Source organism: Actinoplanes sp. ATCC 53533, assembly GCF_003947245.1.
This window is the reverse complement of record NZ_QHHV01000108.1, coordinates 17,332-33,974: the sequence shown is the minus strand read 5'-3', so window position 1 is coordinate 33,974 and position 16,643 is coordinate 17,332. Positions and strand designations below refer to the sequence as shown.

The 16,643-nt window shown below is 72.3% G+C and carries 15 protein-coding genes; 7 read left to right on the top strand and 8 right to left on the bottom strand.

What is annotated here, in order from left to right:
• Positions 1–5 precede the first annotated feature (5 nt).
• Together DMB66_RS31985 and DMB66_RS31980 are read right to left on the bottom strand one after the other, a co-directional pair.
• Positions 6–1,031 carry an esterase family protein gene (locus DMB66_RS31985; RefSeq protein ID WP_125807847.1) on the bottom strand — a complete coding sequence of 342 codons (1,026 nt, stop codon included), beginning with the start codon at positions 1,029–1,031 and terminating at the stop codon, positions 6–8.
• A gap of 41 nt (positions 1,032–1,072) precedes the next feature.
• On the bottom strand, positions 1,073–1,423 hold the full coding sequence (locus DMB66_RS31980; RefSeq protein ID WP_125807846.1) for an STAS domain-containing protein: 351 nt from the start codon (positions 1,421–1,423) through the stop codon (positions 1,073–1,075).
• 388 nt (positions 1,424–1,811) lie between these two features.
• Between DMB66_RS31980 and DMB66_RS31975 the strand changes: the two genes are divergently transcribed.
• From DMB66_RS31975 to DMB66_RS31965, 3 genes are all read left to right on the top strand, one after another.
• Complete coding sequence (locus DMB66_RS31975; protein ID WP_125807845.1) at positions 1,812–3,293, top strand: amino acid permease; 1,482 nt, start codon at positions 1,812–1,814, stop codon at positions 3,291–3,293.
• Complete coding sequence (locus DMB66_RS31970; RefSeq protein ID WP_125807844.1) at positions 3,290–4,159, top strand: universal stress protein; 870 nt, start codon at positions 3,290–3,292, stop codon at positions 4,157–4,159. Before DMB66_RS31975 ends, DMB66_RS31970 begins: the two co-directional genes overlap by 4 nt.
• A gap of 70 nt (positions 4,160–4,229) precedes the next feature.
• A complete protein-coding gene (locus DMB66_RS31965) occupies positions 4,230–4,841 on the top strand; it encodes a hypothetical protein (RefSeq protein ID WP_125807843.1) in 612 nt (203 codons plus the stop codon).
• A 1-nt stretch (position 4,842) separates the two neighbouring features.
• On the opposite strand, the gene DMB66_RS31960 is transcribed toward DMB66_RS31965, so the two are convergent.
• From DMB66_RS31960 to DMB66_RS31945, 4 genes are all read right to left on the bottom strand, one after another.
• The gene (locus DMB66_RS31960; RefSeq protein ID WP_125807881.1) at positions 4,843–5,829 is read right to left on the bottom strand and encodes a serine/threonine-protein kinase; all 987 of its coding nucleotides are present in this window, start codon (positions 5,827–5,829) and stop codon (positions 4,843–4,845) included.
• 150 nt (positions 5,830–5,979) lie between these two features.
• A complete protein-coding gene (locus tag DMB66_RS31955; protein ID WP_125807842.1) occupies positions 5,980–6,849 on the bottom strand; it encodes a hypothetical protein in 870 nt (289 codons plus the stop codon).
• A 2-nt stretch (positions 6,850–6,851) separates the two neighbouring features.
• On the bottom strand, positions 6,852–7,202 hold the full coding sequence (locus DMB66_RS31950; RefSeq protein ID WP_125807841.1) for an S-adenosylmethionine decarboxylase: 351 nt from the start codon (positions 7,200–7,202) through the stop codon (positions 6,852–6,854).
• Positions 7,203–7,921: 719 nt separating this feature from the next.
• Complete coding sequence (locus DMB66_RS31945) at positions 7,922–9,457, bottom strand: ankyrin repeat domain-containing protein (protein WP_125807840.1); 1,536 nt, start codon at positions 9,455–9,457, stop codon at positions 7,922–7,924.
• A gap of 210 nt (positions 9,458–9,667) precedes the next feature.
• Between DMB66_RS31945 and DMB66_RS31940 the strand changes: the two genes are divergently transcribed.
• Positions 9,668–10,087, top strand: coding sequence for a VOC family protein (locus tag DMB66_RS31940; RefSeq protein ID WP_233624986.1), 420 nt, complete (start codon positions 9,668–9,670; stop codon positions 10,085–10,087).
• 349 nt (positions 10,088–10,436) lie between these two features.
• Here the strand turns inward: DMB66_RS31940 and DMB66_RS31935 are convergent, their stop codons facing one another.
• Positions 10,437–11,351, bottom strand: a complete 915-nt coding sequence (locus DMB66_RS31935) for a hypothetical protein (protein ID WP_125807839.1) — start codon at positions 11,349–11,351, stop codon at positions 10,437–10,439.
• 66 nt (positions 11,352–11,417) lie between these two features.
• Complete coding sequence (locus DMB66_RS31930; RefSeq protein WP_125807838.1) at positions 11,418–12,353, bottom strand: sulfotransferase; 936 nt, start codon at positions 12,351–12,353, stop codon at positions 11,418–11,420.
• 846 nt (positions 12,354–13,199) lie between these two features.
• Here DMB66_RS31930 and DMB66_RS31925 point away from each other — a divergent pair.
• Genes DMB66_RS31925 through DMB66_RS31915 form a run of 3 tightly spaced genes read left to right on the top strand, consistent with a single transcriptional unit; the run spans position 13,200 to position 16,521 of the window.
• Positions 13,200–14,141, top strand: a complete 942-nt coding sequence (locus DMB66_RS31925; protein WP_233624985.1) for a glycosyltransferase family 2 protein — start codon at positions 13,200–13,202, stop codon at positions 14,139–14,141.
• 50 nt (positions 14,142–14,191) lie between these two features.
• Positions 14,192–15,148: a glycosyltransferase family 2 protein gene (locus DMB66_RS31920; RefSeq protein ID WP_158647441.1), complete on the top strand. Its 957-nt coding sequence runs from the start codon at positions 14,192–14,194 to the stop codon at positions 15,146–15,148.
• Positions 15,145–16,521 (top strand): glycosyltransferase family 2 protein, encoded by a 1,377-nt coding sequence (locus tag DMB66_RS31915; protein WP_125807835.1) that lies wholly within the window; start codon positions 15,145–15,147, stop codon positions 16,519–16,521. The genes DMB66_RS31920 and DMB66_RS31915 overlap by 4 nt, the downstream gene beginning before the upstream one ends.
• Positions 16,522–16,643 lie beyond the last annotated feature (122 nt).

The window sequence follows — 16,643 nt, the reverse complement described above, 5'->3', positions numbered from 1 at the left end:
TCCCGTTAAAGGAACACTGTCTGCAGCAACGTGGTCAGGTGCGGGTCGAGGGCGTCGCGCCAGCCGGTCCAGTTGTGCGCGTCGGGCACCTCGGTGAAGCTGACCGGATAGCCCTGCCGGGTCAGCGCCCGGGCCAGGTCCCGGTTGTTGGCCAGGTTCTCCTCGACCGCACCACAGGTGATCGCCGTGGGGACCGGGCTCGCGAAGGACGGCTCCCGCAGCAGCCGGCCGGTGAAGCGGACGATGCGCAGATAGCGCCGGAAGCCGGACTCCTGCCGGTCGTGGCGGGGCTGGAAGAAGCTGCCGGATTGCAGGAACAGGCCGGCGAAGCGCTCCGGGTGGCGGCGCTGGGCGTGCAGCATGGCCAGGGCGCCGAGGCTGGCGCCGGCGCCGACCACGGGCCGGTCGGTGCCGAGCTCGGCGGCCAGCTTGGGCAGCACGTCGCGGGCCAGCGCCCGGGCGTACGCCGGGCTCGCCGAATACCACTCGAAGCGCTCGCCGGGCGGCAGCAGAACCAGATGGTACGGCCGGACGCGGCCCGCACCGATCATCGCCGCGGTGTACCGCCCCAGTTCGCCGTACCGGTGGAAGTCGGGCCCGTCGTGGGCGACCAGCACCCGGTCGGCGGGGGTGTCCGGCGACCAGACGCGGGCGACCATCTCGCCGCGCACGGCCGGCAGCGGCAGATAGACGTCGCGCCACTGGCCCGGCGCCTGCGGCAGCAGCGGCCAGCCGGGCTCGCGGTAGTCGGGGCACCGCAGGGTCGAGACGTCGCCGCTGCGCAGCGGGTTGTCCGGGTCGGCGACGGTCTCGGTGCGGCCGTCGGGGTAGCCGAGCTCGAGCTGGTATTCGATGCGGTGCACGGGTGGCCGGGGTATCCGCAACTGCCAGGTGCGGGTCTCGCCGTCGTAGCCGAAGTCGCCGCTCGCGACGCCGGAACGCAGCCGGACGGCGGCCAGCCGATGCTCATGATCTTGGAGCCGGAAGCAGACCTCGGCGGTCTCGCACCACGCCCCGACCGCCGGTTCCATGACGGCACCATAACCGGCGGACGGCCCGGTCGGCAGCAGTCTCAGGGGGTGTATGTCTGCGGACCCGGCGACGCCGAGGGCAGCCCGAACATCTCCGCCAGGCCGGTGATCCGCAGCTGACGGTGCACGAACTCGCTGGGGTTGCGCAGCACGAAGCGGGTGCCGGTCTCGCGGGCGGCGTTGAAACCCGAGACGAGCGCGCCCACGCCCAGCGAATCCATGAACGTCACGAAGGTCAGGTCGACGATCATCAGGACCGGGCGCTCGGCGTGCAGCGTGCTCACCAGCGCCTGCCGCAGGGTGTCGACGGTCGCCGCGTCCAGCGAACCCCGCACGTCGACCACGATCGCGCCGTCAGCCTGACGCCGCGTGGTCATCACGGCCTCGCCCATGGTTCCGACCTCCACACCCGGTTAACCCGTGGGCCCACGCTACAACGCGCGCCGTTCACCCCGCAGGCTGCCGGACCTTTCCGTGACCTTGGCGGACACCCGGTGCGGCGACGCGTGACCGCACCATCACCCATCGCCGGACGCGATCGGCGACCCGTCCCGCCGCCGCACCGCCACCCCTTGACAGGACCGAAGGCAATAGCCCGGGGCAAGATAGCCAGATCCTGCCGATCATCTTGCGGTTTCCGCAGGTGAGAGGCCACGGTGACAACGGTGGCCACCGATGCGCCGGGCGTATCCGGCCACCACCTGAGGGTGCGGCCGGGTCGGTGTCCACGACAGCGGACTCCCCCGCGGCCGCCGAGGCATGTGGAGGGTGGGCCCCAGCATGGTCACAGGTCCGAACCGACGGCCGGGGATCTTCGCGATCCGCGATGTCCGGTCACTGATCTCCGAGACGACCGAGGAAGGCCACGGGCTCAAGAAGTCCGTCGGCGCCACCCAGCTGACCGCCATGGGCGTCGGTGCCATCATCGGCACCGGCATCTTCGTGGTGATCGGCGAGGGCGCCGGAGTGGCCGGCCCCGCGGTCATCCTCTCCTTCGTGCTCGCCGCCGTGGCGTGCGCGTTCTCCGCGTTGTCCTACGCCGAGCTGGCCTCGTCCATCCCGGTCTCCGGCAGCGCCTACACCTACACGTACGCCACGCTCGGCGAGATCGTGGCGTGGATCATCGGCTGGGACCTGATCCTGGAGTACGGGGTCTCGGTCGCCGCGATCGCGGTCGGCTGGGGCGGCAACCTCAACGCCTTCCTGGACTCGGCGTTCGGGGTGGCCCTGCCGGACGCGATCTCGAAGTCGCCCGAGGACGGCGGCGTGTTCAACCTGCCGGCCGTCTTCATCGTGCTGGCGATCACCGCGCTGCTGGTGCGCGGCGTGACCGAGAGCGCCCGGGTCAACCTGGTGATGGTCGTGGTCAAGCTGGCGGTGCTGCTGTTCTTCATCGTGGTGGCCATGGTCAACTTCGGCACCGGCAACTTCCAGCCGTTCGCCCCCAGCGGCGTCGACGGGGTGACCGCCGCCGCGGCGATCATCTTCTTCGCCTACATCGGCTTCGACGCGGTCTCCACCGGCAGCGAGGAGGCCCGCAACCCGTCCCGGGACCTGCCCCTGGCGATCATCGGGTCGCTGGTCATCTGCACGATCTTCTACGTGCTGACCGCGGTCGGCGCGATCGGCATCGCCAGCCCGGACCAGCTCAAGGCCAGCGACGCGCCGCTGGCCGCGGCCCTCGACGAGGGTGCCGGCATCAGCTGGGCGGCGTCCATCCTGGCGCTGGGCGCGGTCGTGGCCATCACCAGCGTCGTGCTGGTCATCCTGTACGGCCAGACGCGCATCTTCTTCGCCATGTGCCGCGACGGCCTGCTGCCGCAGCGCCTGGCCGTGGTCAACCAGCGGTACGGCACCCCGGCCGTGCTCACCGTCATCCTCGGTGTGCTCATCTCCGTCCTCGCCGCGCTGGTGCCGCTCTCCGAGATCGTCAAGCTGGTCAACATCGGCACGCTGTTCGCGTTCGTGCTGGTCAACGTCGGCGTGATCATTCTGCGCCGGACCCGGCCCGAGATGCCCCGGCCGTACCGGGTGCCGTGGTCGCCGGTGCTGCCGGTCCTCGGCGTGCTGTTCGCCGTCTACCTGATGTCGGACCTGCCGCTGAGCACCTGGATCCGGTTCGTGGCCTGGCTGGCCCTGGGCCTGGCCATCTACTTCCTGTACGGCTACCGCCACTCCCGGCTGCGCACCCCCGGCGAGGGTGGCACCCCGAGCTGGGCCCGCGACACCACGCCGGAGACGCCGCCCGGGGATCCCCGATGAACGCCCCGGTGATCGTCGGCGTGGACGGCGGGCCGTCCGCCGAGGACGCCCTGGTGTTCGGCCGGTGGGCGGCGATGACGCTGGACGCCCCGCTGGTGGTGGCCGTGGTGCACCCGGCGCCGTCCGCGCTCGGGTCGGGCCGGGTGGACGCCGAGTGGGTGGCCGACCGGCACCGGGCCGCCGAGGCGGTGCTGGACCAGGCCCGGGCGATCCTCGCCGGCAACGGCGAGGACGTCAGCTACCGGATCGTCGCGTCGACGTCCGCCGCGCACGGCCTGCACGACCTCGCCGAGGAGACGGCGGCGGAGGCGATCGTGGTCGGCTCGGGCCGGGCCGGGCCCAAACACCGGCTGTTCGCCGGCAGCACCGCCGAGCGGCTGCTGGCCGGCAGCGTCTGCCCGGTGGCGGTCGCCCCGGCCGCGATGGAGACCCCGCCGGGCACGCTGGGCCGCATCGGCGTCGCGTACGTGGACACCCCGGACGGCCGGGCCGCGCTGGCGATGGCGGCCCGGCTGGCGGCGCGCACGGGCAGCCCGCTGCGGCTCTACACCGTCGTCGCGGAGACGGACGCCTCCCTGCCGTTCCTGGTCGGCCCGGACGCCGAGCACGCGTTCCTGGACACGGCCCGGGAGACCTACGAGTTGTCGCTGAGCCGGGCGGTGGAATCGGTCAGTGGCGTCGCCGCGGACTGGGAGATCCGCATCGGCGACGTCGTCGAGTCGCTCGCCGACCTGGACGACGTCGACGTGCTCTTCTGCGGCTCGCGCGGGTACGGGCCGGCGCGGCGGGTGCTGCTCGGCGGGGTGTCGGCCCGGCTGGTGCGCCGGGCCCGGCGACCCGTGGTGGTGGTCCCGCGCAGCGGCTGAGCATCTCCCGTGCCGCCCAGCGGGGCGCTCCCGCTGGGCGGCACGGGTCCGCACCTGGCATGCTGCGGCGGTGCGCGCGCTCCCCGACGACCAGCCATGGGTCTTCGACCTGGTGTCGCCCGACCACGCCCGGCGCGCGGCCGCGCTGGCCCGGCACGAGGCACTGCGCGCCGAGGCGACCGCGGCCCGGCGACGGGCCAACGAGATCTGGTCCCGAGAGGGCTGGAACCGGGCCGCCGAGAACGCCTACCAGCGCCGGCTCGACCAGACGCTTTCCGGGCTGGTCAGCGCCTGCTGCCAGGCCGAGGATCCGGTGGTCCGGGCGCACTACGCGCCGTACGCGGTGCTCTACCTGCGCTGGGAGGAACGCTTCCTGCCGGAGCTGAGGGCATCGTGGTTCTGCTCGCCGTGGACCACCAAGGGGGCGGTGCTGCGGGACCTCACCCGGCGCGGGGTGCCGGCGGAGCAGGAGCCCGACATCGCGGACCTGATCGTGGCGGCGCTGCGGCGGCCGTACCGGTGCAAGGACTGGATGTACGCCGGCCTGCTGCGGCACGTCGCGCCGGCCGAGCGGATCGCGGAGCTGGACGACGACCGGGCCCGCTTCGCCCGGCACGTGCTGGCGCACCCCGAGCTCACTGTCACCCGCTTCAGCTATCCCCGCTGGCTGGCGGCACGCTAGCTCAGCCGGCGCGGTGACGCCCGGGGGCGTCCCCGAGGTAGCTCAGGTCCGGCTCCGGCGCGGCCGCCAGCGCCATGTCCGTCGGGGCCTCGGCGGCGCGCTCGTCCCAGGCCGACACCCGCGACGGCCGGGGCAACACCGCGCTCATGTCCACCAGCGGCACGTACACCCGGGCGTCCACGGCCTCGGCCAGGAGCAGGGCCGCGACCAGGGCGGTGGGCCGCTCGGCCGGATCGCGGTGCAGGCAGCGCGAGCAGAGGTCGAGCACCTCCGGCGCCATGCCGTCGATGGCCGGCAGCGGCTCGGGGTCCTGGTGGCGCTGGGCCGCCACCAGCTCGGCGTGGCTCGGTGCCTGCCACGGCAGCCGCCCCGACAGGCAGTGGTAGAGCAGGACGCCGAGGGAGTACATGTCGGAGGCCGGGGTCGCGGGCAGCCCCTCGAAGCGTTCCGGGGCAACGTAGGCCGGCGTGCCCATGACCGGGCCGTCGGGGTCGGGGTCACGGCTGCCGACCGCCGCGGCGATGCCGAAGTCGAGGACCTTGGCGCCGGCCGGGGTCAGCATGATGTTCGCCGGCTTGATGTCGCGGTGCACGACCTGCTCGGCGTGCGCGGCGGCGAGGGCGGCCGCGACCTCGGCGCAGACCCGAACGGCGATCCGCCAGTCGAAGAGGCCGGCGTCCAGGTGCGCGCTCAGCGTCCGCCCGTCCACGAGCTCCATCACGATGTACGGCACGTCGCGCCCCGGCGACGGCGAGGTGCCGAAATCGTGCACCCCGGCGACGTTCGGATGCGCGAGCCGGGCGGCGGACCGTGCCTCCGTCCGCACCTGGTCGACGCCGCTCTCGCCCAGGGTCCCCTCGACCGCGGGCGCCATGATCTTCACCGCGACCGGCCGGTCCAGCACCCGGTCGTGACCCCGCCACACCTCGGACATGCCACCGACGCCGATGCGCTGCTCGAGCTGATACCGCCCGCCCAGCACCCGCATTGCCGCCCCCTGTTCCACGCCCCGACGTCACCCCCGCCGTGGTCGCAGGCCAGTTACCCGCGCCGCGACCCGGCCAAACGCCCCCGCCGTCCGGGCGCCACCGATCGGGATCCGCTGATCGGGGCCCGCTTACCAGGGGTTCGCTGATCGTCAGCCGGTCGGGCCGAGGTCGAACATGCCCTGCTCGCCCGGCACGACGACGATGTGGTCGTCGACGTCCTTGCCCGTACCGATGCGCAGAGAGACCTCGGCCGCGACCCGGCGGGTGAGCAGTTTGCGCAGGCCGTCGCGGCGGAGCGCGGCGAGGCCGGGCCGGGCGGCCCGGCGCATCCGGGTGGCCTGCTCGCGCACGGCGCCCTCGATGGCCGGGAAGTCCATGTGGACGGCGCGGTTCTCCGCCGAGCCGAGATATTCGAACGGCCCGGAGTCCGCCAGCGTCCGCATCGGCACCCCGACCAGCCCGAGGTTGCGGTAGGCGCCCCGGTCGAGCATCGACACCGCGTGGCGTACGCCGTGGCGCCGGCCCATGACCAGGAAGGTCCGGTAGATCATGGTGCTGACCAGCAGCGACGACCGGCCGCCGCGGTACTGCGGCAGGACCGCTAGGGTCGCGCAGTCCCAGACCTTCTCGCCGGTCATGCCGTGCGCGGCCAGAATGGTGGCGACGTCGGCGCCGATGTGCGGCGGGGCGTCGTCGACGGTCTTGACGCCCGCGCCCCGGCTCTCGATCATCCGGGCCACCCCGGCCGGCACGCCGCGCTTGCGGTCGATCACCACGAAGAACAAACTGCGTTCCTCGTACGGGCCGTACTCGGCGGCCATCACCGCGGCGTCGTTGCCGAACGCCGCCTCGAACACCTGCCGTTCCAGAGCACGGCCGACCGCGGCCAGGGCGCTGTCGGGCCCGACCACCGCCGTGACGAACCGGCCGCCCCCGGGGTGCGCGGCCAGGAAGTCCGCGGTGCTGCGGAGCACGGCGGCGGGCTCGAGGTCGTAGCGCGCGGTCCTTGCGGCGATCATGCTCAGAACTCCTTGGCGACGATCTCGGTGGTCCGGAAGTACTCCTTGGTGAAGTCGAGGACCGTCTTCGGGTCGAACGCCTTGCAGGTGTAGATGTCGACGCTGAAGAACGAGATCGGGCGCTCCCACGAGTAGAAGTGCGCGCCGGAGGTCTCCCAGTGGATCCAGCCGGCCCAGCCGTACAGGTCGCTGACGTGGGTGACCGGCTCGATGATCGTGATCATGTCGGTCACGTCGGAGAGCTTCTTCAGATAGTCCTTGATGTGCTCGTCGGTGATCACGAACGTCGGGTATCCCTCGACCACCATGCGCTGGCGGTGGATGGTCGGGGCGAGATCCTTGAAATCCAGCATGTCGGTGCCTTCCGGGAGCGGGGAAACGGGAGCGGGAGCCGTGCGGGGGCCGCGACCGGCCGGGCGGTTAGGGCTAGCGGGCTATCACCCTGAGTGATCTCACATCGTCACGCCTCGTGGTGGTTGTGGTCGCGGTAAGCGGGTCGAGGCGGAGCAAGTAGAGGCTTTTGTGGCTTTTATTAGATGCGCCGGACTCGTTGGCTTCTGTCCATAAATGTAGCCCAGTGCTACGGAGGGTCAACTGACCACCGAGCCAGGGTGCCGATGACCGAGCGGCCACCCCGGCCCACCCGATCAAGCGAGGTCGAATCCCACCCACCGCTCCAGACCCCTCGCGCCTCGGCGGTTTCGGGCACGAGAGCAGGGACGGGCGACCCCGGGACGGACGCCCGAAACCCGGCCGCCGCGGCCCCGGCCGGCCGATACGGGCAGCCGGCACCCGCGCCCGCCCGGCCACAGTGGCGTGAATCACCTTCAAAGTCGTCACGCTGTGTGCATTCTCGGGTGCGGGTCGGTTATATCGCGCCGGGCGCGCGGGGATCGCGACCCGTTGTCATCGGCGGGCAGCCCTGATGACTCTGCGCATGGGGGGCGCGGGCGGGGCGAGCATGCCGGCCCGGCGGCCTTGGCGCTACAAGATCGCTGTGCCGGATCCGGCTGCTCGCCGAGGGGCCCGGGATGTCGACCGGCGGCTCCGGTCGAGGCGGCGTTCGACCAGGTCAGTGGTCGCTTGCCGGATTTGCCGTGACGGGTTCGAGCAGCGCGGCGGTCGCCATCTGGTGGAGGTGCCTGGCCCAGCCCAGCGGAGTCGCGCCGAAGCGCTGGTCGCACAGGTTGGGATCGGCGCCCAGGTCGAGGAGCAGGCGGGTCAGCGCGAGGTTGCCGTTCCCGGCGCTGTGATGCAGCGCGGTCTCCCAGGGCTCTTCGACCGGCGCGTCGCCGCGTCCGTACGCGTTGACGTCGAAGCCGAGCTCCGCCAGCAGCGTGACAGTTTCGATCGGCGCCTGGGTCGCGGCCCACACCATGAGCCCGGCGCGGGTGTGGCGGGCCTGCGCCACGGCGCCGGGATGGTCGGCGCGAATGCGGTCCAGGGCGGCACGGTCGGCACGGAACGCCGCGGCGATCAGCTCCCGCACCGGGTCGGGACCGGGCGGTGTGGCGCCCTCGGCGATGAGGTAGCCGGCGATCTCGGTGTCGCCGGTGAGCTGGGCCAGCTCGACCGGTGTCCGGCCGTCGCCGGCGGCCCACGCGGGACCGCGCCCCTCGAACGGTGAGCGGAAGTCGACGCCGTGCTCCACCAGCAGCCGTACCCGGTCGGGTTGGTGGTGCTCGACCGCCCAACGCAGCTGGGTCCGCAGCATCCGCGCGGGGGTGTCCAGGCCGGGGATCCGGGCCTGCCACGGGCCGCCGTCGCCGGCGCCGAGACCGTATGCGAAGAGCAGCTCCAGATGCGTGTCATCCGGCGTGAACATCCTGTTGTACAGGGTCTGTGCGTCGTTGGGATCGGCACCGGCGTCGAGCAGCAGCCGGCCCAGCGCCTGCCAGTGCGGGTGCCGGGGCTGGCGCCGCAGGCCCAGCTCGCCCAGGCCGAACACCCCGGTCAGCAGGGTGAACGGTGGTGCCAGGGCATCGAAGAGGTAGCCCTCGTTCGCGTCGGCGCCGGCGGCGAGCAGTCGCTGGGCGACCGCGAGCACCCGCTCGGCCGGCACGGCAGGGTCGAGACGTGAGTAGACCAGGTAGAACAGGGGCCGCCAGCGGAACGGGCCGCCTCGCTCGGCCGCCCGCCGCGGCCGCGCGGCGAGCAGCCGATCGACATCGTCCGGCCGGGCGGCCGCCGCGGCGGCCCAGATGTGCTCCGTGGTCAGCTCGGGATGCTCGGCGATCAGTCGCCGGGCCTCGGCCCAGCGCGCCGGCCCGTCCTCGCGACCGTACGTCAGGCAGGCGAGGCGGCAGAACTCGTCCGCGGGGTCGGCCGCCGAAACCGCACCGAGCCCGGTTACCCAGCCGTGCTCGGCCACCGTTGCGAGGTATCGCCGGAGCCGCGGCCAGCTCGCGAACCCGTACTCGCGGGCGACGACCAACTGCGCGGCGGCCAGCGGCAGGCCGCTGAGGTCGTCGGGCACCCCACCGGGATGGTGGTGGGCCAGCCGCGCCACCGCGCCGGCGTCGCCCGCCCGGATGTCCCGCTGCAGGGAACGGGCCTGCCGGCGGAAGCTGTCGAGGTCGGGACGGTCAGGCATGTCCAGGGTCGGCACGACGATCTCCTCTCGTCTGCCTGCGGTCCGCTCCGTCAGGCCGAAAGGAGAACGATGGTGGCCATGCCGCACACCCCAGGTGGGCTGAGCCCATTCCCGCGGACCGGTGGCTTCCTGGCAGCCGCCGCCAGTTTAGCCTGCGGGGGAGGCATCGCTGTTGGTGTCGCAGGCTGGTTTTATCCGAACCCTCGAAGCGAGAAGGGAACTGTCATGGCATCCTCCCGCCGCGTCCTGCAGATGCGTCTGGTCGTCGAGGCCGGTGACTACGAGGACGCGGTGCGGTTCTACCGCGACGTCCTGGGCGCCGCCGAGGAATTTCAGCTCCACGGGGACGGCGATGAGCGCGTCACGATTCTCGACGTCGGCCGCGCGACGCTGGAGATCTCCAGCCCGGAGCAGGTGGACATGATCGACCGCGTGGAGGTGGGCCGGCGGGTCAGCCCGAGGCTGCGGGTGGCCTTCGAGGTCACCGACGCCCAGCAGGTCACGGATCACCTCGTTGAAGCGGGGGCCGATCTGCTCGCCCCGCCCACCCGCACCCCGTGGGGGTCGCTCAACTCCCGTCTGGACGCTCCGGGAGGCCTCCAGGTCACCGTGTTCGAGGAACTCGGCGGCGCGGGCAGCGAGTAGGGACAGACATGGCGGAGCGCATCCTCGTGGGACGGGCTCCGCCATGAACGGTCTCTCGGTACAGATCCGCCGTTGATGGTGGCGGGCCCCGAGGACCGGGCGTTATGAAGATCGACGCTAGGGCAGGTCGATCATGGCTGCCGAGCCGGGCCCGGCCATCGTGACGCCGCTCTCACACGCTCGGCAGGCGAGCTCAGTAGGCGAGCTCAGTAGGCGAGCTCAGTAGGCGAGCTCAGTAGGCGAGCTCAGTAGGCGAGCTCAGTAGGCGAGCTCAGTAGGCGAGCTCAGTAGGCGAGCTCAGTAGGCGAGCTCAGTAGGCGAGCTCAGTAGGCGAGCTCAGTAGGCGAGCTCAGTAGGCGAGCTCCGTGCGCAGGTCGTGGGCGCCGTCCGAGCGGGTGGCCTCGTAGTAGAGGCGCTGCCGGCCGTCCGGCATGGTGACCATGCTCAGGTAGCGCAGCCCGTTCGGAGCGTGTGGGCTGCCGACGGGCTCGCCGTCCTCCGCGGTCAGCGGGCCGAAGCTGCCGTCCGGCAGGCGCACACCGCGGGCGGTGCCGGTGCGCTCCTCCCAGTTCTCCCCCGCTGTCGCCCGGCCGTCGTAGGCGGCCACGATGGAGTCGCCGTCGACCACCACCGACGAGACCCGCACGCCGCGGGCGTCCCACCGGCCCGGCCGGCCGGCGAGCGCCGTGCCGCGCCAGCTCCAGTGCACGCCGTCGGGGCTGGTCGCGTACTCGGTGGTCATCCGGTCGGCGTCGTCCCACGATTCGAGGGGGTGCACCGACGCCCAGAGGTGCCAGCCGTGCTCGTCGTGGTGCAGCACCGGGTCCTTGACGCCGATGGTGTCGTCGCCGGCGAGCACGGTGCGCGGCTTGGCGGTGGCCAGCCCCTCGGGGGTGTCGGCCTCCAGCAGATCGACGCGCCAGTGCTTGGTGCCCGGGGTGGCGGCGGAGACGTAGAGCCGCCAGCGGCCCTGCGGCGTGCGGACCAGCGCCGGCCGTTCCAGCGACTCCGCGCCGAAGGCGTCCTTGCCCACCTCGGCCACCACGGTGAAGTGCAGGCCGTCGGCCGAGCGGGCCACGACGTTGGCGATGCCCCGGCCCGCGCCGATCGGCAGCCGCAACCGGTAGGCGAGGTAGACCTCGCCGTCCGCCACGATCGAGGACGGCGCACCCGCCCACGCCCCCGGCTCGGCACCGGGCGGCTCGACCACCACCGTGGCATCTTCCCAGCGTGGCAACGGGAGTGCGTGAGTTCCGATGGACAAGACGGCTCCGTTTCGTGGCGTCAGCGGCACAGCGAAGAGTAGGGGAAGACGAGGATTACCGGTGAGTCACGCGGCAGTGGCGTGTCGGTCCACCGAGAGCCAGTCGTCGTAGCGCTCCCCCGTCACGTCCTGCAGCAACGCGATGTCGTCGGCGAACAGCGGCAGCAGCGCGGCGCGCTCCCGCGGGGTGGTCACCGGCCGGGCGCCGGTCTTGCGGTGCAGCGCGGTCAGGATCGGGCCGCGGGCGGCCAGGCGCAACGGTACGGGGAACCGGTGGCCGAACTGCCCGCCGGCGCGCAGCAGCCCACGCAGCACCCGGTTGACGCCGTTGTCCTCCACGACGTGCCGGTTCACGTTCTCCCGGGGGATCTCGCGCAGCACGCCGGCCCGCACGCCGAGGAAGTCGCAGACCCGGTCGAGGGTGGCCGCGGGGGCGTCCTTGAGCTCGCGATAGCGCAGCAGCAGCACCTGCTCGCGGGGGAAGACCTGGTAGAGGTGCTGCACCTGGCGGCCGTAGCGGCCGAGGCCGACGTAGTGCCAGAAGTCGGCCCAACCGTCCGCCCGGCGCTGCTCCTCGGCCAGGCAGGCGGTGAGGAAGTCGGCCTCGGGCTCCAGGCCCGCGTTCCACAGATGGGTCCAGTTGGAGTGCGCCCGGTCCACCGGGTCGCGCAGCAGCACGACCAGTCTCGCCTCCGGGATCAGGGCGTGGATGCGGTCGTGGGCGGCGAGGTCGTACAGGTAGAAGGGGGTCGCCTCGCCCCGCACCGCGCCGGGCGGCGCCGGGGTGAACAGCGCCTCGTAGTCGGCGCGGCGCCACACGTGCTCCTGGTAGGTCTGCACGTCGCCGGGGCCGCCGGAGGTGGGTGGCGGGCCGTCGGAGAGGAAGAACTTCGGCTCCTTCACCCTCGACAGATACAGCTGCGGGTGCCGGACCAGGGCGGCGTGCAGGGCCGTGGTGCCCGCCTTCGGGACGCCGGCGATCAGGAAGTCCGGGAGCGGCATGCGGGCAACCTCCTCGTACGGTGCGGCGACGCCACCGCGGCGCCCAGCGAAAGAGAAGTCAGCCTACAGGCGCGGTAGGTTTTCGCGACCCGGTGTCCACACGCTGGACAGCCGCCACACCCACCCGGGCGGTCAGGCGCGCCGGTGCCACCAGCGGCGCCGGCGGTAGCGGGGGCAGACCGCGGGTCCGCAGAAGGTGCATTCGGTGCCGGCCCGGTGATGCTCGTGGGCGGAGCGCTGATGGCCGCAGATACACACCGCTTCGGTCGTCGTCATGGGCTCACCCACGGTGTCGACGACCGCGCGGACAGGCGCAGGGCCGGCGGAATGGTCACGGTGACAACCTAGCCATCGACGGCCCCGGGCGCGGCGCGGCGGCAGATCTAACCCACTCGCAACCAAAGAATTACGCTCAGTGACACTACTGTGAGTGATGCATGTCACTCGGAGTTATCCGACATTTGGACTATGCCCCATTCGCTACATGACACCCACCCGATCGGCCGGAATGACCCAGAAGGCCCTTATCTAGGCTGCGGCACCTCGCTGTCCGTTACTATGTGTAACGGCTGAGGCCGGTGAGCACTCCTGGGGCCGGAGTGAATATTCCCTGGTCATTCGCCTTGCCGGGGACACCGCATGGGCATCGCCACCCTGGCCTTTTGGTGAGTTGACGCTACGTAGCGTGTTGGTAGATTTGGCGCCAGAAGCGAGCGACATGGGTTTCTAGCCCCGGAAACCGCCGAATTCGTCGCACGTGCCCGCCCCGAAGGGACCGACATGCAGCTTTTCACAGGCTCCGGCAACACGCCGGGTAATGGGAATTTGTCACCGACCGTAAGCGTCGTGATTCCGACCCTGAACGAAGAGCGGAACCTGCCGCACGTGTTCGCCAAACTGCCCGACGGCATCACCGAGGTGATCGTGGTCGACGGCGGATCCCGCGACCGCACCGTCGCCGTGGCCCGCGAACTGCGCCCCGACGTGGTGATCGTGCAGCAGACCCGTACCGGCAAGGGCAACGCCCTGGCCTGCGGCTTCGCGGCCTGCACCGGCGACATCATCGTGATGATCGACGCGGACGGCTCGACCGACCCGGCCGAGATCCCCAGCTTCGTCGCCGAGCTCATCGCCGGCGCCGACTTCGTCAAGGGCTCGCGCTTCGACAAGGGCGGGCACAGCCACGACATCACCCCGCTGCGCAAGCTCGGCAACGACGGCCTCAACCTGGTGGTGAACGTCCTGTTCGGGACCCGCTTCACCGACCTCTGCTACGGCTACAACGCCTTCTGGCGCCGGGTCGTACCGACCCTGGCCCTGCCGGACCCGGCCCTGCCGCGGCCCAGCGACGGCAGCAAGCTCTGGGGCGACGGGTTCGAGATCGAGACGATGATCAACATCCGGGCCGCGGCCGACGGCATGAGGGTCGGCGAGGTCGGCAGCGTCGAGCACGCCCGGATCCACGGCCAGAGCAACCTCAACACCTTCCGGGACGGCTTCCGGGTGCTGCGCACCATCTTCAGCGAGTACGGCCGGATGCGCCGTCAGCGGCGCAGCGGCAGCCGCACCAACGGTGTCGTCGTGCACCAGCGCCCCGCGGCCACCCCGGCGGCCACCCCGCAGGTGCACGCGCTGAACAAGGTCGTCAACCGGCCGGCCGCCCCCGCCGGCGAGCGCCGCCAGCACCTCGCGCAGCTCAACCGCGGCGGCCTGCGCCGCGAGGACGGCGGCAGCCGCCGTACCGAAGACGTCGGGGCCCTGCCGGCCCGTGCCACCCGCGAGGACTGAGCTCTCCCGCTCGGCAGTCCCGGTCCCCCCACCGTTCGAGGAGCATCCGCGTGGAATCCACCCCCCGTCCCGCCGTCAGCATCGTCATCCCGACCCACAGCGAGCAGCGCTGGGACGCCCTGGTCCGGACCGTCGCCTCGGCCAGGTCGCAGACCTACGCCCCCGCCGAGATCGTCATCGTCGTCGACCACAACCCGGCGCTGTTCCGCCGGGCCCGGCGGGACCTGCCCGGCGTGACCGTCCTGGAGAACCTGTACGCCCAGGGTGTGTCGGGCAACCGCAACACCGGCGCGTTCCACACCAGCACCTCGCTGATCGCGTTCCTCGACGACGACACGGTGGCCTGCCCCGAGTGGCTGGAGTACCTGGTCGAGCCGCTGGTGGCGGACCCGGCGGCGGTCGGCGCCGGCGGCGGCATCAACCCGGCCTGGGCGGGCGCGAAGCCGAACTGGATGCCGGAGGAATTCCTCTGGGCGGTCGGCGGCTCGTACGCCGGGATGCCGACGACCACCGCGCCGATCCGCAACGTGTGGTCGGCCAGCATGATCGTGCGGCGGCACACCTTCCTGTCCGTCGGCGGCTTCCGGACCGGGTTCGGCAAGCTCGGCAAGCAGAACCGGCCCGAGGACACCGAGCTGTGCCTGCGGATGAGCGCGCTGGCCGGCGGCCACTGGATGTACGTGCCCGGCGCGGTGATCCGCCACGAGGTGCCGGCCAGCAGCGCCACCTTCGGCTTCTTCCTGCGCCGCTGCTACGCCGAGGGACGCGGCAAGGTCGCCATGGCCGGCCTGCTCGACGGCCCGGCGAGCCTCGGCTCGGAGCGTGACTACCTGCGCTCGCTGCCGAGGGCGGTGTTCCGCAACCTCGCCGCCGCCACCCGCGGCCGCGGCGCTCACCACGCGCTCAAGGCCGGCGGAGTGCTCGCCGGCGTCGCCGCCGCCGGGGTCGGCGGGGTCGTCGAGACGGTGGCCGCGCGCCGCACCGTCACGGTCGGAGCGGCCCGATGACCGCCGGATTGAACGGCGCCGGCGTGAACGGCAAGGTCTGGGTGCCCGCCCAGCGCACCGACGAGCTGATCACCGCGCCCGCGTTCGCGCCCAGCGGCGAGGTGCTGCCCGCCGCGGTGCTCGACCTGGAACTGTCCGACCCGCTGCCGGCCGTCGCCGGAGTCGGCCCGGACGGGCGCCGCGTCCTGCAGGCCTGGGTGCTGGTCCGGCTCTTCACCGAGCCCCTCGGCACCGTGCTGGCCGACGTACCGGAGCAGGGTCTGCGGCCCGCCGAGCTGGCGGCCGCGATCAGCGCCGAGCTCGGCACCACGCTGGCGCCCCGGCTCGCCGCGCTGGCGCTGTCCGCGCTGCCGATCGACGGCATCACGCCGGTGACCGAGCCGGCGTTCCTGGCCCGCCGCCGCGAGGTGCTCGCCGACGCGCCGCGGATCACCGTCGTGATCTGCACCCGGGAACGGCCCGGCGCGCTGGCCCGGTGCCTGGACAGCCTGCTCGCGCAGGCCTACCCGGACTTCCGGATCCTGGTCGTCGACAACGCGCCGGTCACCGACGCGACCGCCGAGGTGGTCCGCGCCGCGGCCCGCCGCGGCCCGATCCAGTACCTGCGGGAGCCGCGCGCCGGGCTGTCGTTCGCCCGCAACGCGGCGGTGGCGGCGGCGCCGGGCGAGATCCTGGCCTGGATCGACGACGACGAATACGCCGACGTGCACTGGCTGGCCGAGGTGGCCCGCGCGCTGGCCGAGCACCCGGAGGCCGACGTGGTCTCCGGCGTGATCGTCCCGGCCGAGCTGGAGACCCAGGCGCAGCTGTGGTTCGAGCAGTTCGGCGGGCACAGCAAGGGCCGCGGCTTCCGGCCGGACGTGTTCAGCCCGGCGACCGCGCACATCCAGAGCCCGCTGTACCCGCTGCCGCCGTTCGGTACGGGCGCGAACATGACCTTCCGGCCGGGCGTCATCGAGCGCATCGGCGGCTGGGACACCGCGCTGGGCGCCGGCACCCCGGCGATGGGCTCCGAGGACACCCTGGCGTTCACCCAGGTCCTGATCGGCGGCGGCACCATCGTCTACCAGCCCACCGCGGTCACCCACCACTACCACCGGCGCGACCTCGAGGGCCTGCACAAGCAGATGGTGGGCTACGGCGCCGGGCTGACCGCCGCCTACACCAGCCTGCTGCTGAAGCGGCCCGGCCTGCTCTGGCCCCTGCTCAAGCTGGTGCCGGCCGCGCTGCGCGACCTGACCAGCAAGGACAGCCTGCGGGTCTCGACGCTGCGCGAGGACTTCCCCCGGGACCTGCTGACGGCGAACCGCCGGGGCATGCTGGCGGGCCCGCTCGCGTACCTGAAGGGCCGGCGGGCAGCCCGGGCCAAGTGACCTCTTCCAGGAGAGGCGTTGGGCCGCCGGCTGTCAAGATCTCGACGCGGTGCCCTCGGCCGAGGTTTGTCGGCGAAGGCCGAGGGTAACGCCGTCGGAACGAATCCTATGAAATCAGTCGC

Coding starts and splice junctions, on each gene's coding strand:
- DMB66_RS31970 (WP_125807844.1), top strand. CDS start 3,290: ATGAACGCCCCGGTGATCGTCGGCGTGGACGGCGGGCCGTCCGCCGAG.
- DMB66_RS31940 (WP_233624986.1), top strand. CDS start 9,668: ATGGCATCCTCCCGCCGCGTCCTGCAGATGCGTCTGGTCGTCGAGGCC.
- DMB66_RS31975 (WP_125807845.1), top strand. CDS start 1,812: ATGGTCACAGGTCCGAACCGACGGCCGGGGATCTTCGCGATCCGCGAT.
- DMB66_RS31915 (WP_125807835.1), top strand. CDS start 15,145: ATGACCGCCGGATTGAACGGCGCCGGCGTGAACGGCAAGGTCTGGGTG.
- DMB66_RS31960 (WP_125807881.1), bottom strand. CDS start 5,829: ATGCGGGTGCTGGGCGGGCGGTATCAGCTCGAGCAGCGCATCGGCGTC.
- DMB66_RS31930 (WP_125807838.1), bottom strand. CDS start 12,353: ATGCCGCTCCCGGACTTCCTGATCGCCGGCGTCCCGAAGGCGGGCACC.
- DMB66_RS31980 (WP_125807846.1), bottom strand. CDS start 1,423: ATGGGCGAGGCCGTGATGACCACGCGGCGTCAGGCTGACGGCGCGATC.
- DMB66_RS31985 (WP_125807847.1), bottom strand. CDS start 1,031: ATGGAACCGGCGGTCGGGGCGTGGTGCGAGACCGCCGAGGTCTGCTTC.
- DMB66_RS31955 (WP_125807842.1), bottom strand. CDS start 6,849: ATGATCGCCGCAAGGACCGCGCGCTACGACCTCGAGCCCGCCGCCGTG.
- DMB66_RS31950 (WP_125807841.1), bottom strand. CDS start 7,202: ATGCTGGATTTCAAGGATCTCGCCCCGACCATCCACCGCCAGCGCATG.